The organism is Euryarchaeota archaeon, from assembly GCA_016207515.1.
Classification (GTDB): Archaea; Thermoplasmatota; SW-10-69-26; order JACQPN01; family JACQPN01; genus JACQPN01.
This window is the reverse complement of sequence record JACQPN010000022.1, coordinates 1-21,275: the sequence shown is the minus strand read 5'-3', so window position 1 is coordinate 21,275 and position 21,275 is coordinate 1. Positions and strand designations below refer to the sequence as shown.

At 62.9% G+C, this 21,275-nt stretch carries 23 protein-coding genes; 7 read left to right on the top strand and 16 right to left on the bottom strand.

The window, feature by feature from the left end:
- Positions 1 to 101: 101 nt before the first annotated feature.
- The 7 genes from HY556_09535 to HY556_09505 are packed head-to-tail and all read right to left on the bottom strand — an operon-like array spanning position 102 to position 7,432.
- Positions 102 to 1,436 carry a TerB family tellurite resistance protein gene (locus HY556_09535; protein ID MBI4394020.1) on the bottom strand — a complete coding sequence of 445 codons (1,335 nt, stop codon included), beginning with the start codon at positions 1,434 to 1,436 and terminating at the stop codon, positions 102 to 104.
- Between the two features lie 44 nt (positions 1,437 to 1,480).
- Positions 1,481 to 2,809, bottom strand: coding sequence for a hypothetical protein (locus HY556_09530; protein ID MBI4394019.1), 1,329 nt, complete (start codon positions 2,807 to 2,809; stop codon positions 1,481 to 1,483).
- 46 nt (positions 2,810 to 2,855) lie between these two features.
- On the bottom strand, positions 2,856 to 3,059 hold the full coding sequence (locus HY556_09525) for a hypothetical protein (protein MBI4394018.1): 204 nt from the start codon (positions 3,057 to 3,059) through the stop codon (positions 2,856 to 2,858).
- Positions 3,056 to 4,003, bottom strand: a complete 948-nt coding sequence (locus HY556_09520) for a hypothetical protein (GenBank protein MBI4394017.1) — start codon at positions 4,001 to 4,003, stop codon at positions 3,056 to 3,058. Before HY556_09520 ends, HY556_09525 begins: the two co-directional genes overlap by 4 nt.
- Complete coding sequence (locus HY556_09515) at positions 4,004 to 5,152, bottom strand: hypothetical protein (GenBank protein ID MBI4394016.1); 1,149 nt, start codon at positions 5,150 to 5,152, stop codon at positions 4,004 to 4,006.
- Positions 5,153 to 6,256, bottom strand: a complete 1,104-nt coding sequence (locus tag HY556_09510; GenBank protein MBI4394015.1) for a hypothetical protein — start codon at positions 6,254 to 6,256, stop codon at positions 5,153 to 5,155.
- Positions 6,257 to 6,295: 39 nt separating this feature from the next.
- The gene (locus HY556_09505; protein ID MBI4394014.1) at positions 6,296 to 7,432 is read right to left on the bottom strand and encodes a hypothetical protein; all 1,137 of its coding nucleotides are present in this window, start codon (positions 7,430 to 7,432) and stop codon (positions 6,296 to 6,298) included.
- Positions 7,433 to 7,501: 69 nt separating this feature from the next.
- On the opposite strand from HY556_09505, the gene HY556_09500 reads away from it, so the two are divergent.
- Together HY556_09500 and HY556_09495 are read left to right on the top strand one after the other, a co-directional pair.
- On the top strand, positions 7,502 to 7,807 hold the full coding sequence (locus HY556_09500; GenBank protein MBI4394013.1) for a nucleotidyltransferase family protein: 306 nt from the start codon (positions 7,502 to 7,504) through the stop codon (positions 7,805 to 7,807).
- Positions 7,794 to 8,138 (top strand): DUF86 domain-containing protein, encoded by a 345-nt coding sequence (locus HY556_09495; protein ID MBI4394012.1) that lies wholly within the window; start codon positions 7,794 to 7,796, stop codon positions 8,136 to 8,138. The genes HY556_09500 and HY556_09495 overlap by 14 nt, the downstream gene beginning before the upstream one ends.
- An 11-nt stretch (positions 8,139 to 8,149) precedes the next feature.
- Here HY556_09495 and HY556_09490 read toward each other — a convergent pair whose 3' ends face one another.
- The 6 genes from HY556_09490 to HY556_09465 form a co-directional block, all read right to left on the bottom strand.
- Complete coding sequence (locus HY556_09490) at positions 8,150 to 9,307, bottom strand: hypothetical protein (GenBank protein MBI4394011.1); 1,158 nt, start codon at positions 9,305 to 9,307, stop codon at positions 8,150 to 8,152.
- On the bottom strand, positions 9,308 to 10,606 hold the full coding sequence (locus HY556_09485; protein ID MBI4394010.1) for a hypothetical protein: 1,299 nt from the start codon (positions 10,604 to 10,606) through the stop codon (positions 9,308 to 9,310).
- On the bottom strand, positions 10,606 to 11,007 hold the full coding sequence (locus tag HY556_09480; GenBank protein MBI4394009.1) for a hypothetical protein: 402 nt from the start codon (positions 11,005 to 11,007) through the stop codon (positions 10,606 to 10,608). Before HY556_09480 ends, HY556_09485 begins: the two co-directional genes overlap by 1 nt.
- A complete protein-coding gene (locus HY556_09475) occupies positions 11,007 to 12,125 on the bottom strand; it encodes a Fic family protein (protein MBI4394008.1) in 1,119 nt (372 codons plus the stop codon). The genes HY556_09480 and HY556_09475 overlap by 1 nt, the downstream gene beginning before the upstream one ends.
- A gap of 191 nt (positions 12,126 to 12,316) precedes the next feature.
- Positions 12,317 to 12,757, bottom strand: coding sequence for a type II toxin-antitoxin system VapC family toxin (locus HY556_09470; protein MBI4394007.1), 441 nt, complete (start codon positions 12,755 to 12,757; stop codon positions 12,317 to 12,319).
- Entirely contained in the window at positions 12,747 to 12,959 is a 213-nt protein-coding gene (locus HY556_09465) for a hypothetical protein (protein ID MBI4394006.1), read from the bottom strand. The genes HY556_09470 and HY556_09465 overlap by 11 nt, the downstream gene beginning before the upstream one ends.
- Positions 12,960 to 13,123: 164 nt before the next feature.
- Here HY556_09465 and HY556_09460 point away from each other — a divergent pair, with 164 nt between their 5' ends.
- Positions 13,124 to 13,936, top strand: coding sequence for an enoyl-CoA hydratase/isomerase family protein (locus HY556_09460; protein ID MBI4394005.1), 813 nt, complete (start codon positions 13,124 to 13,126; stop codon positions 13,934 to 13,936).
- Positions 13,937 to 14,147: 211 nt separating this feature from the next.
- Here the strand turns inward: HY556_09460 and HY556_09455 are convergent, their stop codons facing one another.
- Positions 14,148 to 14,849, bottom strand: coding sequence for a hypothetical protein (locus HY556_09455; protein ID MBI4394004.1), 702 nt, complete (start codon positions 14,847 to 14,849; stop codon positions 14,148 to 14,150).
- A gap of 786 nt (positions 14,850 to 15,635) precedes the next feature.
- A complete protein-coding gene (locus tag HY556_09450) occupies positions 15,636 to 16,589 on the bottom strand; it encodes a hypothetical protein (GenBank protein MBI4394003.1) in 954 nt (317 codons plus the stop codon).
- A gap of 109 nt (positions 16,590 to 16,698) precedes the next feature.
- Between HY556_09450 and HY556_09445 the strand changes: the two genes are divergently transcribed.
- Genes HY556_09445 through HY556_09430 form a run of 4 tightly spaced genes read left to right on the top strand, consistent with a single transcriptional unit; the run spans position 16,699 to position 19,908 of the window.
- Positions 16,699 to 17,805, top strand: a complete 1,107-nt coding sequence (locus HY556_09445; GenBank protein MBI4394002.1) for a phenylacetate-CoA oxygenase subunit PaaI — start codon at positions 16,699 to 16,701, stop codon at positions 17,803 to 17,805.
- A 10-nt stretch (positions 17,806 to 17,815) separates the two neighbouring features.
- Positions 17,816 to 18,385: a hypothetical protein gene (locus tag HY556_09440; protein ID MBI4394001.1), complete on the top strand. Its 570-nt coding sequence runs from the start codon at positions 17,816 to 17,818 to the stop codon at positions 18,383 to 18,385.
- Positions 18,386 to 18,403: 18 nt separating this feature from the next.
- Positions 18,404 to 19,249, top strand: a complete 846-nt coding sequence (locus HY556_09435) for a 3-hydroxyacyl-CoA dehydrogenase family protein (protein ID MBI4394000.1) — start codon at positions 18,404 to 18,406, stop codon at positions 19,247 to 19,249.
- A gap of 23 nt (positions 19,250 to 19,272) precedes the next feature.
- Complete coding sequence (locus HY556_09430; protein ID MBI4393999.1) at positions 19,273 to 19,908, top strand: hypothetical protein; 636 nt, start codon at positions 19,273 to 19,275, stop codon at positions 19,906 to 19,908.
- Here HY556_09430 and HY556_09425 read toward each other — a convergent pair.
- Positions 19,905 to 21,119: a threonine ammonia-lyase gene (locus HY556_09425; GenBank protein ID MBI4393998.1), complete on the bottom strand. Its 1,215-nt coding sequence runs from the start codon at positions 21,117 to 21,119 to the stop codon at positions 19,905 to 19,907. The two genes, HY556_09430 and HY556_09425, sit on opposite strands and share 4 nt — an antisense overlap.
- Positions 21,120 to 21,275 lie beyond the last annotated feature (156 nt).

The following is a 21,275-nucleotide window of genomic DNA, read 5'->3' as shown; positions in this document are numbered from 1 at the left end:
GCATTCCAGAACGTGGCGGCGGGAACATACGAGGGGGTTTTTCACAGCGGATGCCGCACGGCGCGGGCGGAACGCGCCCATCGCGGGCGTCACGACTACTCCTAGGCCGCCGCCGCTTCGCGTTCGAGGCGGCTCGCGTCCTCGAGCGAGAGGCCTAGGGTCTCCCTCAACCGTTCGAGCATCGCGCGCTCACTTTTGTCGAGGACCCCGTCCGCCCAGGCGACGCGGGCGCTTTCGAGGTAGGCCCGGAGCCGCTCCGACTGGTCCATGGCGGAGGCGGGCTTCACGCCGGGCATCGCGGTCTCCGCGACGCGCTCGGCAAGCCGTTGCAACGGCGAGAGCACGAAAAGGAGCAGGCCCGCCGACACTCCGCCAAGGAGCAGCCCATACTCGCTCGTCAAGTACGCCTGGGCGAGTTGGGCAACGACGAAGAACACGGCGAGGAACGCGGCGGCCATCGTGCCGCGGCTGATCGTCCACTTTATCTTGACGTCCACCTCGAATAGACGGTGCCGTACGAGCGCGTACATGATGAAGAGCGGGAACAGAACCGTCCAGACGCGGTCCACGATGAGGTAGCCCAAGAACGCGTCGAACCACCCGTAGACGCCACCTACGACCGTGAGCACCGCCGACCCGGCGGCGGCCGCGACGAGCACCGAGTAACGGGCCCACCATCGCCGCGGGTCGGCGCCCTCGGGTGCCTTTCGTAGCGGGCCTATGGCAAGAAGCGCCAATGGAAGGAGACCCGCGAGGCGCATCGCTAGACCGATGGTAGCCCACATCCCGCCCGCGTTCACGCCCGGCACCTGTTCGCCGGGCCGCAGCGGCACAGCGACGAGGGAGAGAAGGCCAGTGACCTGGGTCACGATGAGAAACGTCGCATCGAGGGCGAAACCCAGGGAAGCGAGTTTGAGGGCCTGCGAGCGCGGACCCGTGCGGCTGCCAGCGCAATCCTTCGCCAATACCAGCGCGACGAGGGCATACGCGAGCGGCGCCGCGTCGTCCACCGTCCGCAGCGGCCCGGCCATGTCCGAGACCGACCCGTCGGACGAGACCGTGTAGGCGCCGAAGAGCGAATGGTCGAGGAGGTAGGCCGCTTGGAGAGCCAACGTGGCGACGAGGAGCGCGAGGCGGAGCCTTGGCCTAGGAGAGGCGCTCGAGTATCTTTCGCGGTAGACAAGGAGGAAATATATGGCAGCAGGCGCCACCACGATCGCCGCGTACGGGTAGAGACGGCCCGCGAGGTCGGGCCCGATCTCGAGAAAGACCGGCATCAGGTTCGTGTAAGCGCGGGCCAGGAGGAAGACGCCGAACGCACGGCTCAGAAGGCTGTTGAAATCCAGGTAAAGGAGCGCGAGCGCGAGGACGACCATCCCTCCGCCGGCTACGATGCTCAGGACGATCTCGATGGTAAGGGGCGGAGGCCACGCCACGGTCGAACCACGACTTCGGAAAAGATAAACCTGACCGTGTGTCCCTAGGCCCGCGACGCCTCCGATTCAAGGCGCGTCGCCTCATCGGTGGAAAGGCCGAGCGTCTCGCGCAGGCCATCGAGCATCGCCCGTTCGCTCCTGTCGATGGCCCCGTCGGCCCAGGCGATCTTCGCGGAGCGTAGGTACGCTGCGAGCCTCTCGGGGTGGCTCATCTCGTTGAAGGATTTGACGCCTGGCATGGCGGCGTTCGCGACGTCCTCGGCGACGCGTTGTAGCGGCGACAGGGCGAAGAGCATTAGCCCTGCCGCGACCCCGCCGACGACTAGCCCATATTCATCGGAGAGGAAATTCTGGGCAAGCTGGGCGACGACGAAGAAGACCGCGAGGAACATTGCGGCGAGTGTCCCACGTTTGATGGTCCACTTGGCGCGCACGTCGATGTCGAAGAGCTGGTGCTTGAGAAGGGCATACCCGACGAGAACGGGGAGGGCGAGGGTCCAGAAGGCGTCGACTCCGCCCACCCAAAACCCAGCCGGATCGAAGCGCAGTGCCAAGACTGCGCTCGTGAAGATGCCAGAAGCAAGCGCAGCCGTCATCGCCACACCGTAGCGGGAGACCGCGGCCCTGCTCGTCGCCTCAGGGTTTGATCCTACGTTACGCCAGGCGATGGCCAGGAAAACGGCGGTGAGGACTATGGTCACGAGCCCGGCGATCCCGATGGGGCTTGTCGCCGCCGGGAGATCGAGGAGCGCTTGGACGGTCGGATCGAAGAGGGTCAACAAGTAGCCCGTGGGGATGAATCCAACGAGGAACGCCGCGTCCAGTGCAAAACCGGCGGCGACGATGAGGAGCGACTGGGACCGCGGCCCTGGCTTCCCGCCCCGGAGCTCGCGCGAAAGTAGGGCGGCGACCGCCGCGTAACTCGTCGGCACAAGGAAGAACAGCACGAACAGGGGGCCTGGGTCCCCCGGCACGAGAGCAGTGGACGTGGACGCGGCGAAGAGGGAATGGTCGGAGGCATAGAGCCCCTCGGCGACAAGAGCCGTGACGACGATCAGAACGGGAAGCATGCGCCCTGCTGGACGGCCCGCATATCGGGCTCGGAAAGCCAGGTAGAAGAGCGCCGTGGCGAAGGGCACTGCAATCCAGAAGTATGGCTGGAGGCGACCCGCAAGATCCGTCGTTTCGGGTATGAGAAACCACGGATTGAGAGCGTTCCCTATCCCCCGCACAGTGAGGAAGAGCGCGAATGTCTGGTTCACGCGGCTCCTGAAGTCGAAGTACAGGAGGACGAGCGCCGTGAAGAGCATTCCAGCCCCGGCGAGAAGGTAGAGCACGGAGCCGGCATCGAGCGGTGGAAGCGGAAAGGCCACGGCAACTGACGGGTCCGACCCGAGATAAATGTTGCTGGCCGGGTCGTCAGGTGGTGGCCCGGCTCGCCTTGCCGACCAGTTCCAGCTCCAATGCCCGCGCGTCCGCCTCGGCAATTCCTAGCTTGTCGCGCAGCCGCATGAGCATGGTACGCTCACGTTCAGTTATTTCGCCGTCCTCGAGCGCACCCTCGATGGTCGCACGGTAGACCTCGAGCTTCTTGTAGGTCAGGTACTCGGCCGTCGGATTCACTGGGGCATCGCGGCGTTCGCGACGCGATCCGCTGCGCGCTGCAGTGGAGCGAGGGCGAAGACGAGGGCGCCCGCCGCCACGATCCCGACATACGGGCCGAGGCTTCCGGCGAAGAACGCCTGGGCCGCTTCGCTCGCGATGAAGAAGACTGCGATGAAGGCGGCGGCGACCGTGGATTGTTTGATGGTCCACTTGATCTTGAGGTCGACGTCGAACAGGTGGGTCCGCACGATCCCATAGGACACGAGAAGCACGAAGAGGATCAGGGGGAAGGCGGAGATGTAGTTTAGGACGCTCGTGAATGGGTTCTCTTGCGCGGCCGCTTGCGTGAGCACGAAGGCCATGAAAAGGGTCACGCTCAAGACGTCCCTGGTGACGAATGCGGTGGCGAACGCTTGGGCGCGCGCTCGCTCGGCGCTTGCCCGTGGCGCGGCGCGGTAGGCGGCGAACGCGGCGAGCGCGCCAAACAGGAGCAACGCGGCGACCACCCAGAAGATGGTGTTTGTGTAGTCGGGATTCAAGATGGCGTCGTACGGCGCGTAGCTCACGCGTTGGACGCCGACGACGAAGTAGTCGGGATTGATGAAACGGTAGGTCTGGAGGGCCGCCACGGCCACAAGAGTCGTTCCTCGCACGAGCCGGTGCTTTAGCGGCCGGACGATGGCGGTGTCCAACGTGGACAGGAAAAGCGGGTAGAGTGCCAGACCAAAGATCCCGCAGGTCACGTTCACCATCTGCATCCCGTAGACTTGGGCCGGGTCGTCGAGGAGGTAGATAATGCCCGTCCCGGCCGTGATGGCTGCGCCGTCCGTGAAGAGCATCAAAGCCAATAGTGGGTTCTGTAGCCTTCGCGGCGCCGCGGAATAGATGACGGCGGCAAGGCCCCACGCGAGAAGCCACGCGACAATGGAGGGGATCGCATGATCATTCCAGACGAGGCCCATCTACGCGGCCCCCCTCGCCGCGGCCATCACGTCGGACTCCATGGCCGCCGCATCCCGGTCGGTGATACCGAGCTTGTCCCTCAAGCGCGAGAGTATCTCGCGTTCACGCTCCGTGACAACGCCGTCCGCCACGGCCCCTTCGAGCGCAGCGCGGTAGACTTCGAGTTTTCGGAACGACAAGTACTCGGAGGTGTCGTTCACGCGCGGCATGGCGGCGTCCGCTACTTTGTCGGCGGCCCTTTGGAGGGGCGCGATGGCGAAGACGAGTAACCCAGCGGCCACTATCCCCGCATAGGAGCCGAGACTGGACGCGAAGAACTGCTGGGCGGCCTCGCTGGCGATGAAGAAGACGGCGATGAATGCCGCGGCCACAGTCGATTGCTTGATCGTCCACTTTATCCTGACGTCGACATCGAAGAGTTGCGTCCGGAGCATCCCGTACGCGAGGAAGACGTCGAGGAGCAGCCCTGCCAACGGCGGCCCGAGGAATAGGATGGCTTCGTCGGAGGCCGTGAACGTCGCCGGGGCCAGGAAATCGAGATACGCGAGCCAAGAGAAAAGCACGGCGTCCTGGGCGACGAATGCCACGGTGTACCAACGCATCTGGTCTTTGTGCGGCCCCGGACGGGCCGTCATCAATGCCGAAAACGCGGTCACGATGCCAAGGATCCACAGGATGTAGAAAAGATACTGATCGTAGTCACCGAGCAAGAGCGCCCCTCCGCCGACCGTCCAGCCGCGAAAATGGGCGAGGGGCGATACCGAGCGGTTCGCAGGGCCGGTGAGCGCCACGCCATAAATCCCCCTCGCCGCGAAGAGGAACGCCACACCGACTTGGACGCTCTTGCGGCGCAGGAACCTGGAGATGGGAGAATCAAGCGTAGAAAGGAAGGCGACGTACGTCAATCCCCAAAGCGGGATTGCCATCTCCCCGACCATGTAGACGGCGAACGCCGATGCTGGGTCGTCGAAGAGGAGGCGCAGGCCGTACCTGCCACCCATGATGAAAACACTAAGGAAGAAGAGCAGGGCCAAGAGCCGGTTCTGCTTCCGATCGGGCCGGGACGTGAAAACCAGCCACGCGAGAAAGACGTCTAGCACTCCTACGACGATCCCGGGGATACCAAGCGGCTCCCAGACGAGACCCACTCAAGCCACGCCCCTTGCAGAGAGTGCCTCGCGTTCGATGGCGGCCGCCGTTTCATCCCCGAGTTCGAGTTTCTCGCGAAGCCGGTTCAGGATGGAGCGTTCCTTCTCGGTGACCGCCCGATCCCCTAGTATCTCTTCGACGGTCGCTCGATACACATCCGCTTTGCGCGACGTCGGGTACTCCTCATTCTCCCCCACCGAAGGCATCACCGTGTCGGCCAGACCATCAGCGGCCTTTTGTAACCTTTGGCGGACGAAGAACAGCGACCCCACGGCAGCGAGCCCCGCCGCGATCCCGAACGCGTCGGACACCAGGATCTGCACGACCTCCGCGACCGTCAAGAAGACCAAGAGGAAAGCCCCGACGACGGTCCCTCTCCGGATGGTCCACTTGATCTTGAGGTCTATCTCGAAGAGTTGGGTCTTCAATATCCCGTAACCGAGAAGCGAGACGAACACTATGCTCGCCAAGGGCATCGACTGCGTAAAGACGATCCCCCAGAACACGTCGTGATACGGATCCCCAAACGGAAGGACGAGGAGGAGAAGAACGGCCCAATAGAGGTCTCGCGCAGCGAACGCGATGGCGTACGCCCGGGCTCGCCGCTTTGCCGCTTCGGAGGCCGCTCTCCGCCAGGCATCGACTGTCACAACGAGGCCGAACAGGGAAACGATGGCGGAGAACTGCAGTATCAGGGCGAAGCCCGGCCCCGGGACGAAGCCCCCAGTGGCAAACCACGGGCGATCGAGGCCCACGATGACTTGGTCTCGGTACACGAACCTGAGGACCTGGGCGACGAAAAGAAGTGAAACGATGATCACCGGGGCGGCCGGGTGCCGAAGCGGACGCACGAGGCGCGTGTCGATGGCGGCGCCGATGAATACCAGGTAGAGGAACGGCAACGCAAGATGAGTGATGGAATGGATGACTTGGCTCCCGTAATAATCGCGAGGATCGGTGAGGAAGATGCTTATACCGTCATCGCACGCGGATATCAGGATGGCCTCCACGAAGAGCGTCAAGGCCAGTACACGGTTGACCCCGCGCCGTGGACCGGCCTTGTAGACCACCGCCGCCATCACGAGTAAGAACGCCACGGCCACGAGGCCAAGAACACCCAAGGAGTTCCAGACGAGCCCAATCTAGGCGGCCCCCTTCGCGGCCGCCGCGTCGCGCTCGATGGCTTTCGCCACGTCGTCGCCAAGTTCCAGCTTATCGCGCAGACGATTCAAGATGGAGCGCTCCTTCTCCGTGATCGCCCGATCCACGAGTATCTCCTCGACGGTCGCCCGATACACCTCCACCTTCCTGTAAGCCAAGTACTCCGACGTGTCCTTGACGCCTGGCATCGCAGCACTCGCGACGCGGTCGGCGGCGCGTTGTAGCGGGGCGAGCGCGAAAACCAGTGCCCCCGCCGCAATGATTCCTGCTATTGAACCCAGACTTGATTGGAACACTGATTGCGCGACCTCGCTGACGACAAAGAAGACGGCGATGAAGGCGGTGGCGACCGTTGACTGTTTGATCGTCCACTTCAACTTGAGGTCCACGTCGAAAAGCTGGTGTCTCACGATTGCGTACCCGAGGACCAGGAACGACAGGAGGGCGACCACCTCGAACATCGCCTGACCGAAACCTGGGACGATCTCGGGGAAAAGCAGATCCTGGATTCCGGAGAACGTTATTCCGAAGTTGAAGTCGCGGATCCCGAACGCCACGGCGTAGGCGGCGGCCCGCGCCCGCGTGGCGGAGCCTTGCGCGGCCCCGCGCCAGGTGGCAAGCGCCGCGATGAGGCCCAAGAGAGAGGTGGCCACCAAAGCGTAACCAACGACGCCGTACGCCCCCCAATCACCGCTCACGGATTCCCATTTCGAGTATGGGACCGGCGCAACGCCAGCGACGAAATGTGACATGTTCACGAGAACGAACGCGCTGGCGAGCATCGCACCCGCCCAGAGGGCCCAGGAGACATACGGATTCCGTAATGGTCGGACGAGCGGCGTTTCCAGCGTCGCGATGAAGGCCACATAGAGAAAGGGAATCGCCGCGAGCACGACGGTCGTGATTGCCTGCGCTGCGTAGGCTTGAGCCGGATCGTCGACGACGTAGATGAGTCCCGCGCCGCCGGACCAGCCGAAGCCTTCGACCGCGAGGAGAGTCGCGAGCCGCCGGTTCTGCGATCTCCCAGGACGAGCGAAATAGATGACCGCGGCGATGAGCCACGTCGTGGCCGTGACGGCGAGCCCGACGGCGCCTATCGGATTCCAGTAGAGGCCCATTCAGGTCGCCTCCGGAGTGCCCCTTCCGAAGCGCTCAAGAGGTGGTTTGACGTTTCGCCGTCGAGGAGCATGGCCGCAAGGATTCGCGTTGACAGGCAAGCAGTCAGCCATTTCTGCCGCCGGCACCACGTCCGACGGCTTTCCCTCTTCGGGTCCGTGCTCACGGAACAATTCGGACCGGCGAGCGACGTCGACGTACTTGTCGAGTTCGAGGACGGCCACGTGCCCGGGTATTTCGCGCTCATCGGCCTCCAGGACGAACTCGCCCAGATCTTGGGGGTCCGGGAAGTCGATCTCCACACGCCCAATGATCTCAGTAGGCATTTCCGCGACGAGGTGCTGGCGTCGGCCGAGGTCCAGTATGGAGAGGCGTGAGCGCGACCGTCTTCTTGACGTCCTTGATGCGGCCCGTGAGGCGGTGGCCCTGTCCAGTGGGCGAAGCCGCGGGGACCTGGACGAGGATCGCACCCTTGCGTTGTCCCTTACGCGTCTCCTTGAGGTCGTGGGTGAAGCCGCCAAGCATGTGGGCGAACCGACGCGCAATACCCTGCCGGGCGTACCGTGGCGGAAGATCGCCGGAATGCGAGACAAGCTCATCCACGCGTACTTCGAGGTGGATCTCGACGTCGTGTGGCGTACCGTAGCGGAAGAGTTGCCGACCCTCGTGCGCGAGTTGGAAGGGATCTTGGAGAAAAAGGGTCCCTGAGCGGCCTCCACTCATGTCACCTCCATTGACCTCGCCGCCGCTTCCTTCTCCACCTCTCTCGCATCCATGTTCGACAATCCCAACTGGTCCGCAAGCGTCGCCAAGACGTTCCTGTCCTTTTCAGTGAGCTCTCCGTCGGCCGCGGCCTCCAGAAACGCAGCGCGATAGACCTCGCGTTTTCTCACGGTCTTGTAACCTTCCGTCTCTTTCACGTTCGGCATCGCGGCGTCGGACACGCGCTGGGCGAGACGGTTGAGGGGAGCGAGGACGAAGACGAGAGCACCTGCCGCGAGCACCCCCGCAATCGGCCCGAGGCTTGATTGAAGGACCGTCTGGGCGAGTTGGCTCACCACGAAGAAGACCGCGACGAAGGCGGCCGCGACGGTGGACTGGCGGATGGTCCATTTCACGCGGAGATCCACGTCGAAGAGCTGTACTTTGAGCATCGCGTACGAGACGAGGAGAAGGAAGAGCAGGATGTATGCGGGGAATTGGACGTAGTTCGGGACCCCCACAAGTTGGTTTAGCGACGGGAGCTGTGTGCCGAGAGCACTGTTCACGAGGCGATAACCGAAGGCGTAGGCACCGAAGAAATCCCGGACGCCGAATGCAAGAAGGAAAAGCCCCATCTGCGTTTTCTGAAGCGTTCCTGCGCTAGCCCTTCGCCAGGCGTCCAAGGACACGACGAAACCATACGTGTACGCCGCGAGGATCATGTTCGTGAGGACCGGCTGATAGGGACCCGACACACCATCCCACGTCGCGTACGAGACGCGCTGCACTCCCGGAACGAACGCCGCGGGCCAAAGGAGCGCGGCTGCCCATGCGGCGCCTATCCCCAGCACTACCACCGCGCTGCCACGCCGCGTACGGAACGGCGCCGAGAGGGGAGAGGGAAGTGTACCGAGAAAGAGCAGATAGACGCCGCTGAACGCGGGCAGGGCGAAAGTGTTGAGCCGCTGCCACGCGTAGGCCGTGCGCGGATCGTCCGTGAGGAAAAGAAGCCCCGCTCCACCCGCGAGCGCAATGCTTTCGAACACGATGGCTACTGCCAAGAGCCTGTTCTGCGCGCGGTCGGGCCGGCGGAAAAGTATGAGCGCGGCCAGCGGCCACATGATGATCGCTACACCGGAGGCGAAGGCCCCGACGTCGTTCCAGACGAACGCCATCTAGCCCGCCCCCCTGCCGCTCTCCTCGCTCTCCGCTTGGACGAGTAGTTCGTGGGCGCGCCCCGCCCCGATGCCGAGCTCTTCCGCCAGGCGGTGGAGTTGGGATTCCTCGTCGCGCGTCAGTCTCCGGTCGCGTAGGGCGAGGCGGACGGCGTTGAGGTAGGCGTCTTCGCGACGTGTGGGATCCGACGCGGCCACGCCCTTGCTCTCGGTCGCGAGGGGGACCGCCTTCTCCGCGATGCGGTCCGCAATGCGAGACAACGGCGCTACGGCGAACACGAGGGCACCCGCCGCCAGGATTCCCACGTAGCTCGATTGGAACGCTTCGCCGAAGAACTGCTGCGCCGCTTCGCTTGCGACGAAGAACACCGCGATGAAGACGGCCGCGAGGGTGGACTTGCTGATGGCGAAGCGGATCTTCACGTCGAGGCCGAGGAGTTGCCCTCGCAGGATCGCGTAAGCGAGGAAGAGAACGAAAACGGTGCGAATGACCCCGTATCCTCCGAAGCCCTTCTCGGTCGTCGCGTAGAGCAGGCCAACGAGGGGCATGCCGAATGAGAGGAGCGCGAGGTTGCGGGCGCGTGCGGACTTGTCGCTCCACGTGGTCGCGTGCAGCCAGGCAATGCCGGCCACGAGGCAGGCCAGGGCGAAGCCGGCGTTCGCCATGAGGTCAAGGGGGTCGTGGATGGGGTCCCTGCCTTCCGAACCGCCCGCGCCCGCGATGAAGCCTACGTATAGAAGCAACGCGGCGGCCATGAGCGCCGCCTGCGTGCGGGGGTTCGGGTCCTTCAGGCCTCGGTAGCGCAGCGTGAGGAGGGCGGCGACCGCCGGGAGCGCGGCGAAGAGGAAAATGTTGGCGACGTAGTCCGCGGCGTTGATGGCGAAGTACAGGGCGTTGTCCTGGACGTAGGCTGCGGGTTGCCAACCCCCCGGCCTCATCAAACGGGCCGCGAGGCTCGCGGCAGACCCCACCGCGAAGACGAAGCACGCGGCGGCGATCCCTGGGCGGTCGGCGCGGGTCAGCGGCCGCGGAAAGACACGCAGGAGCGCGACGAGACTCACGAAGGCAAGCGCTTCGGCCAGGGACCGGAAGGCAGAGTGCGCGGCCTCCTCCCCATGTGAGAGATCGGCCAGCGCGTAGTTCGGGATGACGAAGGCGCCGAACCCGATGGTGAACGCGGCGAGCGCGGCGCTCGCCCGGGAACGCGGCTTGTGGAGGGCGATCCAGACGCCAAGCGCCAAGACGAGGGTCGCGCCGAGCGCGTTCAGGATGTCGGGAAGATCCGTATCAAATCGCATCACGAATCGCCTCCTGGTGAGACTCCGGCCTCGACGGCATCCTGGATCTCGACGGCCCGCGCGGGCGAGATACTGAGGTGATGGGCGAGTTGAAAGAGCCGCGGCTCCTCCTCGCGCGAGAGCCGACGGTCCCGTAACGCCAGTTCTACGGCGTGCCGGTAGGAAATCTGGCGCTCCGACGCTGGCTGGTTACTCGCCGCATGCGGCTGCGCCCCCGCAGCTGGCACGGCCTTCCCCGCGATGCGGTCGGCAAGCCGCGACACCGGCGCTATCGCGGACACGCCGGACGCAAGGTTCACACGGCCTCCCTTGGTCCGGCTCGCGACGAAAAGCCCGGGGAGCACTAGAAGGGCGCCGCTCGCGGCGTTGATGAGGGCGGGGAGCGCGAGGTTGAGGGCCACTAGGCAGACCCCTCCTTCTTCGCTCCACGCGGCCGCTTTTCAAAGCGGTAGGTCGTGCCCTTCCGTTCGCCCCTCTTTTCTATCACGCCGGCTTCCGCGAGGGTGGCGAGGTCGAGCTGCAGCGTGCGCCGAGGCGTGTCGGGAAACGCTTGATGGACGTCATTGAATTTCACGAGGCGGTCTTCGTGGCCCTTCGACGCGCCCGCAAACCACTCTGCGACGCGGATCTGGCGATTGTTGAGGCCCTTTGGAAGGTCGCCGCTGAACAGGAACCGGTCGAGGGCTTCGCGAAACGTCGTGTCGAGGACACGGGTCATGTAGCGTAGCCACGGTGTGTAGTCCCAGGCGCTCTTTTGAGTCGCTGCGAGCGCCCCGTAATAACCGTCGCGATCGGCGTTGAACGAGTAGTCGACAAGGGCGTAACGGATACCGGGATACCCGAAGTGGTACGTGGCGATCGTCGAAAGAAGCCGCCCGCTCCTTCCGTTGCCGTCCCTGAAGGGGTGGATCGCCTGGTACTCGTGGAAGAAGATGATCACGCGGACCAGCGGGTGCTCCGATGCGTCGTGGAGCCAATCGAGGGCGTTTTGGAGTTCGGGTCCGACGCGCGCGGGCTCGCTCGGGACGTAGATCACGCTACGGTCCTGGCGGCGGCCGATGAAATTACGCTGGTTCTTGAATTCCCCGGCGTCCGCCATGACACCTTTGCAGAGCTCCGCGTGTAGCGCGGAGACTTCATGCAAGGAACGCGGGACCTTGAGAGTGGGTAGGCGTTGCATCATCGCCGCGTTGTTCAAGATCTCCCGCTCGTCGGGCTCCGTGATCTCCGCGGGGCGTGGCGAGGCGACGAGCAGGCTCTCGACGTCCTCGAGGGTGAGCGGGTTTCCCTCGATGCTAGCGGTCCCGAACGCGTTTCGCACTATGGCTTGGCGCCAAAGCCTTCGCGATTCGACGTCGTCGAGCCCGAAGCGTCGGAGTTCCTGGTCGTTGCGCTCGATGTTCCTGAGCGCGTCGTGGATTTCCTGGTCCACTTCGTAGTGTGGGGCGAACCTGTCGCGGCGGGGACGGCGGACCGTCTCCTTGGTGATCCTGTAAGGGGCGAATTCAGAAGTCGCCATTGCGCATAATCAAGACCACTTTTGCGCATAAAAGGCTTTGGATGGCGCATAAAATTGCGCATAAAAAGCCAAATATGTGCGCATAAATTTGATCGGGACCCGCCCCGAATCTCCGATCTTATCGCCGGGGCCCATCGGGCGGCCTAAAAAACGCGCGGCAAGCGCCCCCTCGTCGGGAGGGGCGAAAGTGCCTACACTCGTCCACGGACATCCAAAACGCGCTCTGGTCCCAGGATCTTTCGCGCCGCGTCGCGGAGCCGCGAATCCTGCGACAGGAGTGCTGCGCCGCGGGCGTCGGCGAGGGCCAAGAACTCGGCGTCGTAGTATGTGACGCCGGCTTCTTCGACGAGCGATCCCGCGCGCCGTCGGTCTTCGGCGTCGAGAAGGACAAGCGTCACTTGGCCAAGCAGCAGTTCCAGCGCCCCCGCTCGTTCCATCGCGTCCCGGCCGAACCTGGCCGCGCGCTTCCGATGCACCACATTCCCGCACTCGGACGCCAAGAGCACCGGGGCCAAGAGCTCGTGCTCCGCGGCGATCAACGCGAACGCCTCGTCGAGGCCCGGTTTCTCCGAATCGACGGAATCGATGAGCGCGCTCGAATCCACGACGACAGACGCCGGGTCACCGGGCATCGCGGTCCTCACGGACGATATCGGCGGCGTTTCCCCCGAGGCGGACCTTCAACTTGCGCACGCCTTCGAGCCACGCGTTCGCTTTCAATCGGCGGACCTCCGCCTCGAAAAGATCGCGCGCGAGCTCGTTCGGGTTGATGCCAAGGCCTTCGACGAAGGCCACCGTCTCTGCATCCTCGCGGAACTGGACACGGTCTGTCACACACAATGTATACGCTTTCAGAATACATAAAGGTATTCACATCGCCAGATGTCAATCCCCGGGCGCCTCGACAACCCAACCATTTCCCCCGAGAACTGGTGGGTCGTTTGACGGCGTCATCGACCCACTATAAGATTATAAGCAGCAAATCGGATTCGCGGCCCATGGCGACATCGCCCCGACCGAAAAGCGACAAGGAACTCATCACCACGTACAACAAGGGCGGCATCACCGTCGTCGAGATGAACGACCCGCCGGCGAACACGTACACGCACGAGATGATGCGCCAACTCGACGAGGCGATCCTCGACTTCCGATTCAACACCGAACAGCACGTGATGGTCCTCACCGGCCACGGGGAGAAGTTCTTCAGCGCCGGGGCCAACATCAACATGCTGAACTCGGTGACACCCGCGTTCAAGTACCAATTCTGCCTCCACGCGAACGAGACGTTGAACCGCTTCGAGCACACGCCGAAGCTCATCATCGCCGCGATAAACGGCCACTGCGTCGGTGGCGGGCTCGAGATCGCGATGGCGGCGGACATCCGAATCGCGAGGAAGGATTCGGGCAAGATCGGCCTGCCGGAGATCAACCTCGGCGTCCTACCGGGCACCGGCGGCACGCAGCGCCTTGTACGCATCGTGGGCAAGTCGAAGGCCATCGAGCTCATGACGACCGGGAACCTCATGACGTTCGAGGAAGCCCACGACCTCGGCATCGTGAACACGATCTACGAGTCGAAAAACTTCATGGAACAGGTCATCACGTTCGCCGAGCAGTATTGCCCGCCGAACAAAGCCTCGAAGGCGGTCGGCAACATCAAGCGCGCAGTGCAAAGCGGCGCAGAAGTGCCGTTCGAGAGCGCCTTGTCGATCGAGCGCGAACTGCAGCAACTACTCTTCCAAAGCGAGGATGCTAAGGAAGGCATCTCGGCGCATGTCGAGAAGAGGACGCCCAAATTCGAGGGCCGGTAGGCCCGACGAATTTGGCGCCGGGGAACGCGAGCGAAGCGAGTGTTCCACGAGCGCGAAGTTCAAGGGGCGGTAACCCCGAGGGATTCGGGCCAAGCGGACTCGCTTTAGGCGTGCCCGTTGCGGACCAGGCGTCGCGATGGCTTGGAGCGGGCGGTTTCGATGGAGGCCGGAGGCGATTTCTCGGCCTCAACAACTGTCAAGCGCACTTGCGCTAAGGAGACGCGGTCCACTGTTCATCCGCACAATATCGCCAAATCACCATGTCCACTACTCCCGGCGCGACGCCTGTTTTCCCGGCAAGAAAATCCACGATTTGAGTATGTGATTCGGCGCCATAGGCCCTCACAACGCGACGAAGCCACAAATCATTCTTTGCCACGTCCGCTAGTCGGACGTTTCGCGCCAAATGGTCCTTAGTGACCACACCAATGCCGGGCAATATCATCAGGCCTTCGGGACCTTGGACTTTCCAGGCAGCCCTTAGGGCATTGAAACCACGGGACTTGATTAGCCTTGCCCCGCGCCGAACCGCTTCGGCTTTCGGCACGCGATTGAAGACGGCCAGTACACCAGAAAGGTCGTCCATCGATGCGACCTCCTCAAGTGAAAAGTCGTGCCAAGCGGCCTTGAGCCGGGGCCAGAGCTTTTCTATCGTGCTTTCCTTGAATCCTGCGGCGTACACCACCCACGCGTAATCTTCGAGGAATTCGTCCACGGTCCAGCTTTCGAAGGCCCTCTCATACCTCCTTTGTAAATCAGCCCATTCGTCGGGTCGCGCGCGTTTGACGTACTCCAAAGCGGCATGGAACAACTGCTGGAGGCCATCTTCATCCACGGTGGCATGAACACGCTCCACCTCTTTGCCTTTTCGTAAGCCTCGTCCGCGATCGCCGCGATTTCCAAGTCCAGCCACATGCGGTCCGGCACACAACCTCGGGACACACCTCACGGTCCCTTCCGGATCCGCGTGGGGGAATCTTTAAGTGTGAACCTGTGAATGGCATCCGCAGAGGACCATACTTGCCCGTTGAGTGCCAGCAATGCGATCGGACAACTTGGAAGGTAAAGATCTGTGACAAGTGCGGCCACAGCGCCTGCCAATATTGCAATGTGTCAACCATGTGCGCAAGCTGCCACTTCGGCAGGATGGAAGAGAGATCGGTTTGAGCCAGACGTTTCCCACAGACGGCCGCTATCCCCCCGGCAAAAGGCGTGGTTGTGACGATGGCCACCAGACGCCTGCGATTCTGAGAACAAAATTCGCAACGCGCCGACAGCCCATTTTACGGCACCCCCACGATCTCTGACCCGCGCGCGGGTGAAGCCTCGCTTCACCCAGCGGCCAACGCGGTTCACGCGGTCCTCAAGCCCGAGGGATTCGGAAGAATCCCGAGCGAGGAGGACGAGAGAAGCGAGTCCTCCGAAGTGCTCGTTACCAAGGTACGATACCCCCGCATGGGGCGCCCACTTGAACGCGACCTGCGAGGGCCATTCGCTTTGTCCCGTTTGGCACGAACGCGTTTTGGCAAAGGTATATCAAAAAGGGACGCGCATGCGTTGTTGCCTACGCGGTTCGCGCGGTTTTCCGGGGGCTCTCTCAAGGCCCCCGACCCTTTTCTTGCGACCACGAGCGCCGCTCCGGCTGAGTACGTACTTATGCATACACAGAAAAACCGGGCCTTCCTAGGACAAACAGAATCTATATCGTCTTCGTAAATTCGTTTATCCCGGTCGCGAGCGCCTTGCCCGCCCAAGGTGCGGCAGAGATGTACTTCCACGTCCAGACGCCCTGCATCGCCGGGACCTCCTTCAATTCCTGCCACTGCCCGCCGTTCGCGGCGAGCACGCTGAACGTCGCCCGGGTCGTACCGGTGGGATCGACGAGGTCGAGGCGCCACGGCCTCTCCGATCGGACGTCCACTTTCACTGCCATGAACGTCGTGTCTTCCTTCACCTCGAAAGTCTCGTCGTGGGTCGCGTCGGCGGATGTCGGCCCCTTGAAAAAGTCGCGCCCCTGCAAGAACACGTAGGTCCCGGTCGAGCCTGAGCCATGGCCCTTCACCACAAGTTCGAGGACTTCGCGGCCCGCCGAATCGCGCTGCACGAGCGAGGAGAACCACTTGAGCGCCGGGACGTAATCGTAATCTATCCGCGCCCCGTTCGGCTGGAACCCGGTGATCCGGTAACCCTCTTTGACGCCGAGAGGCGTTGCGATGTCCGGAACGGCTCTCGCCTTGTAGCTCCACTGGGCCCCGAAGGAGAAACCTTCCCACGTCTCGTTGTCCACGATCGGGAAACGGTACATCGACGCATGCATCCCCTTCTCGTGGGGAGTGAGTATTGCGTGGTGGATCCGTCCAAGAAGCGGGTTCGTGTCGAAGAGCGCGTGCTCCATCGCCTCGTCCCGATCCTGGACCCCGAGCCAAAAGTGCGCGGTCTCGGTGTCGTTCCAGAAGTTCACGAGCCTAGAAGTGTACGTGGCGCCGGTCGAATTCGTGATGTCGACGAGCCACCAGTCTCCAACCTCCCACCATGGCACGACCGCCGGCAGGATCGCGGGAGGCGAAACGACGTCGTCTTTCTCTGCCGGAGGTCCCGTGACGCAACCTGAAACGACAAGCGCAGCGAGTACGAGGACGGAACGCGCCAACATCAAGCATTCTACACTTCGACTTCCATCTTAAACCTTGTTGGTGCATGCCGCCCTAAAAACCGCCACCAGACCTTTATTACCAAGACCAAAGATATCTCAGACCGGTAGCATGACGAAGCGACTCGCCACGTTCGATGATTGGGTGTCATATTTCCACGATTGGCAGGCCGACATCGGATTCGACACGGCGCTCCTCGGGGATTTCAAACTCGAGACGAAGTTCGCGGACCTCGAATCCGAGAAGATCGAGTTCGGGGACTACAAGGGAAACGCGAAGTGGACGTCGACGCTCCAGATCCCGCAGCAACAGATCCGCGACGCTCTCCTCAACCTCATAGTTTTCCAAGCGGACACGGAATTCGCGTCCGTCGAGCAGCAGCGGCACCTCCTTAAGACGGCACCCTCAGACTACGACCTGAAAAGCGCGGTTCGCATCATGGGCGAGGAGATGCGGCACGGTTGGCAGATGTGCTATCTTCTGATGAACCACTTCGGGGAGACGGGGAAGATCGAGGCCGCAAAACAATTGGAACGCCGGGCTTACAAGAACGAGCGCCTTCTCGGTTCGTTCAACGAGCCCGTGAACCACTGGCTCGACTTCTTCGTCTACACGCAGTTCGTCGACCGCGACGGGAAGTACCAATTGAAGATGCTGTCGCGTAGCGGCTTCGCTCCTCTCGCCCAATCTATGGGACCGATGCTCAAGGAGGAGGCCTTCCACCTCGGCACGGGAAACCAAGGGATAACGCGCGTCGTGAAGGCCGGGAAGATCCCGACGCCGCTCTTGCAGAAGTACCTCAACAAGTGGGTGCCGACGGCATTCGACCTCTTCGGCACCGACAACTCGGGCTCGGCGCATTGGGCGTACGTGTGGGGGATAAAGGGCCGCTACAACGAGACCGAGGCCGCCGAAGAGGCCAAGAAGGACGAGCTCAACGACACGGCGCGCCGACTCTACCGCCAGGAGATCGTGGAATTGATGGAGAAGATCAACGCGCTTGTCAAACCCGGGGAGCGGCGATTGTCCATCCCCGACATCAAGTTCCACCGGAAGATCGGCCGGCACAAGACGGAGACCTGGAGCGTCACCGGCGAGAGGCTCTCGGAGAAGGAGTACGAGCAGCATCTCATGGAAGTGTTGCCAAGCGACGAGGACGAGCGCAAGCTCGCGGAGATCTTCAAGTCCGACGACTGGATCGCCCCGAAGGGCGGTTGAGGGGCGAATCGTGGACGAGGCACCGCCGCCGATCCGCGTCCCCCCGTCCGATCTCACGAGCGACGAGGAGCGCTTCCTTGCGAGGCTTGCGCCCCTGTTCTCCAAGGAACAAGAGAAAGTGCGCCCGGCATACGATTCGCTCATCTACGCGTTCCAACGGCCGATAACCCTCGATTACGCGTCAAAGGTGTTCCGCTTCGCCGGCGTCGAGGCGGACCGCAAGAGCGGGCCGGCCCCGTGGAGCCAGTCTTTCACGTCGGCCATCTTTCCAGAGACGAGGCAACTTCTCGAGCTCTCAAAAGTCCCCGGGGCCACCCTCCCGGCGGCCGCAGCGCTGATGCACTTCTGCACGCCGTCGTATCCGGCCTACCTCGAGGGATCCGTCGAGGGGCTTCGGCGCCTCGGCAGGAAGGTGGACCGCGTGGATTCCCTCGATCCTACCGGGCTCACGGCCTATGACTCCTATGTCAGGGAACTGCAACGCCTCAAGGACGCAGCGACTTTCATGCAAGTCCCCGAGACCTACTATTTCCTGACACGCATCATGGAAGCAGCACTCGCGGCGTACTCGCGGGAGTGAGCACGCGTGCAGGACAAGATCAGGATAGTCGCGGTCCTCGGCGCCGGCACGATGGGGCGCGGCATCGCGCACGTCGCGGCCCAGTCGGGTTACGCTGTCCTCATACGGGACGTGAAGCAGGAGTTTCTTGACCGCGGCCTCGCGGCCGTGAAGGCGGACCTCGACAAGGGGGTCCTACTTGGAAAGATCACCGACGAGGACCGCAAGCGCGTGACTTGCAACATGACGCCGACGCTATCGCTTGAGGAGGCGGCGAGACAGGCCGACCTCGTCATCGAGGCCGTGCCCGAGGACGTTCCGTTGAAGCATTCGACGTACCGCGAGATGGCGCCGTTCCTCCAACCGCACGCGATGCTCGGCACGAACACGAGTAGCCTTAGCATCAACGAACTCGCGACCGGCGTCTCGCGCCCCGACCGCTTCGTCGGCATCCACTTCTTCAACCCCGTGCGGGCGATGAAGCTCGTCGAGGTGGTGTACGGGGCGAAGACCTCGAAGGAGACGATCTCTTTAGCCGTCGAGTTCGCCGGTAGCCTAGGCAAGGACGCGATAATCGTGAAGGACTCGCCGGGATTCGCCACTTCGCGTCTCGGCGTCGTCATCGGGCTCGAAGCGATGCGCATGCTCGAAGAGGGTGTTGCGTCGGCCGCCGACATCGACAAGGCGATGCGGCTCGGCTACAACCACCCGATGGGCCCGCTCGAACTCAGCGACCTCGTCGGGCTTGACGTGAGGCTCGCGATCGCGGTGAACCTACACCAGAGGTTCAAGAACGACAGGTACGCGCCGCCGGAGATCTTGAAGCGCTTGGTCCGCGAGGGAAAGCTCGGAAAGAAGAGCGGGGAAGGGTTCTACAAGGATTAGTGCGGGAAGACGAATCCGCCCGCATGGGGGATACATTTCGTAACTCGGTGCTGGCAGGTGCCGTCGCCGGCACCATCGGCATCCTCTTCTTCGGCATCGCCCACTACTTCGTCCTCGCTCCCACCTGGAATCCGCTAGCCACAGGTTTTCTGTTTGGCCCAATCGTCGGGGCCGTGATCGGCTGGGCGTACTACGAGGTCCATTCGCGAGGGGGACTTGGACCACTCAATCTCCCGGCTGTCGTGTTCTCGCTGGTGCTTCTTGCCACGTTCGTCCCGATACAGATCTACGGGATGTTTTTCCCTCCGGACATCGGGCAGCTCCTCTCGACGAGCGATTTTTCCAAGATCGACCCCGTGCCGCTCGTGGCCCCGGTGGTTCTGGCGCTTCCTCCCGGACTCCTGGCAGGTTGGATCCTGACGCGAAACAAGCGGGCGACGATCGCGACCGGGGTCGCGGCCCTCATATTCGCGTTCTCGCTCGGTCACAACATCTATCCCATAGCCGCGAACTTCAGGGCAGGCAAGATGTGGGCCGTGATGCTCGGGACGACCGTCGTCTCCGGACTTGTCCTCGGATTCGTCCACGACCGGTCGATGCGAAAGTCCGTGACCGATGGCGGCCCAAAAGGCGCTTTTGTGCCGGGGACGCCCCGTTAGTTTCTTATCCTGATCTCGTAGCCCTCTTTCTTCAGCCGGTCCGCCAATCTCTCGATGTGGTCGGCGCCGCGCGTCTCAAGCTCGAAGGAGACTTCCGCGTCCGTGATGGTGATGCCGGCCCTGTGCCTATCGTGGTTCACCGTGCGGATGTTCGCCCGCTCCTCCGCGATGACCGCGATGAGTTGGCGGAGGCTTCCCGGCTTGTCCGGGATGATGACGGAGAAGCGGAAGATGCGCCCCTCCATGATGAGGCCCATGTTGATTATCTGGTCGAGTAGGTTGATGTCGATGTTCCCGCCCGAAACGATGCACGCGACTTTGCGACCCTTCACGTCGACCTTGCCGGAAAGGCACGCGGCAAGTCCCGCGGCGGCGGCACCCTCCGCCACCACCTTCGCGCGTTCGAGCAACATGAGGATCGCATAGCTTATCTCCTGGTCGGAGACGATGGGGGCCTCGTCGACGAGTTCACGCATGATCTCGAACGGGATCTTGCCGACCTTGCGGGCTCCTAGACCGTCGGCGATGGTGTTGACGCTCGCCCTTTCGATGATGGCGCCTTTCTTCAGGCTCTCGGCTAGGGTGGTGGATCCTTCGGGTTGCACGCCGATCACGCGCATCCCGGGTTTCATCGATTTCATGGTGGTGGCGACGCCCGAGATGAGCCCGCCGCCGCCCACGCCGCAGATCAAGGTGTCGATGTCTGGGTTGTCGCGGAGGATCTCTAGACCTATCGTGCCTTGGCCGGCGATTATCGCCGGGTCGTCGAAGGCATGCACTACGACCGCACCGGTCTCCGCCGCGAACCGTTGAGACGCCTCGAAGGCCTCCGCATAGTCCTTGCCCGTGAGGACGACGTCGGCGCCGTAGTTACGCGTCGCCTCGGCCTTTGCGACCGTGGCGTCGCGCGGCATGAAGATCGTCGATTTGGCCCCGGACATCGTCGCCGCGAGGGCGACCCCTTGGGCATGGTTTCCGGCGCTTGCGGCCACCACTCCGCGCTTCCTTTCCGCCTCGCTCATCGATTGGAGTTTGTTGAAAGCACCCCGGATCTTGAAGGAGCCCGTGCGCTGTTGGTTCTCGAGTTTCAGGTAGAATTCCGCGCCCGTTATCTTGCTCAAGGTGGCGCTACGCGTCAAAGGTGTGTGGTGGACCACTTTCCTGATGCGCCCTTCGGCGACCTCTATGTCCTTGAGGGAGACCGGGTTCATTGGCCGCAAAGATGCGGTGCTCCCCAAAAACCCTTTGTGTGACAGGCTTGCCTAACATGTCGTGTAACTCGCTAATCCGACCCGCCTTGTAACTCTAAAACCGACCCCCCTGGCCGGCGGCGACCGTATCGCCGCCGGACCTTGAAAACCTTCTCC

Coding starts and splice junctions, on each gene's coding strand:
- HY556_09450 (MBI4394003.1), bottom strand. CDS start 16,589: ATGTTGGCGCGTTCCGTCCTCGTACTCGCTGCGCTTGTCGTTTCAGGT.
- HY556_09485 (MBI4394010.1), bottom strand. CDS start 10,606: ATGCGATTTGATACGGATCTTCCCGACATCCTGAACGCGCTCGGCGCG.
- HY556_09520 (MBI4394017.1), bottom strand. CDS start 4,003: ATGGGCCTCGTCTGGAATGATCATGCGATCCCCTCCATTGTCGCGTGG.
- HY556_09490 (MBI4394011.1), bottom strand. CDS start 9,307: ATGGCGTTCGTCTGGAACGACGTCGGGGCCTTCGCCTCCGGTGTAGCG.
- HY556_09495 (MBI4394012.1), top strand. CDS start 7,794: ATGGAGAGGCGTGAGCGCGACCGTCTTCTTGACGTCCTTGATGCGGCC.
- HY556_09430 (MBI4393999.1), top strand. CDS start 19,273: ATGGGGGATACATTTCGTAACTCGGTGCTGGCAGGTGCCGTCGCCGGC.
- HY556_09505 (MBI4394014.1), bottom strand. CDS start 7,432: ATGGGCCTCTACTGGAATCCGATAGGCGCCGTCGGGCTCGCCGTCACG.
- HY556_09475 (MBI4394008.1), bottom strand. CDS start 12,125: ATGGCGACTTCTGAATTCGCCCCTTACAGGATCACCAAGGAGACGGTC.
- HY556_09460 (MBI4394005.1), top strand. CDS start 13,124: ATGGCGACATCGCCCCGACCGAAAAGCGACAAGGAACTCATCACCACG.
- HY556_09470 (MBI4394007.1), bottom strand. CDS start 12,757: ATGCCCGGTGACCCGGCGTCTGTCGTCGTGGATTCGAGCGCGCTCATC.
- HY556_09445 (MBI4394002.1), top strand. CDS start 16,699: ATGACGAAGCGACTCGCCACGTTCGATGATTGGGTGTCATATTTCCAC.
- HY556_09425 (MBI4393998.1), bottom strand. CDS start 21,119: ATGAACCCGGTCTCCCTCAAGGACATAGAGGTCGCCGAAGGGCGCATC.
- HY556_09500 (MBI4394013.1), top strand. CDS start 7,502: ATGGCCGCAAGGATTCGCGTTGACAGGCAAGCAGTCAGCCATTTCTGC.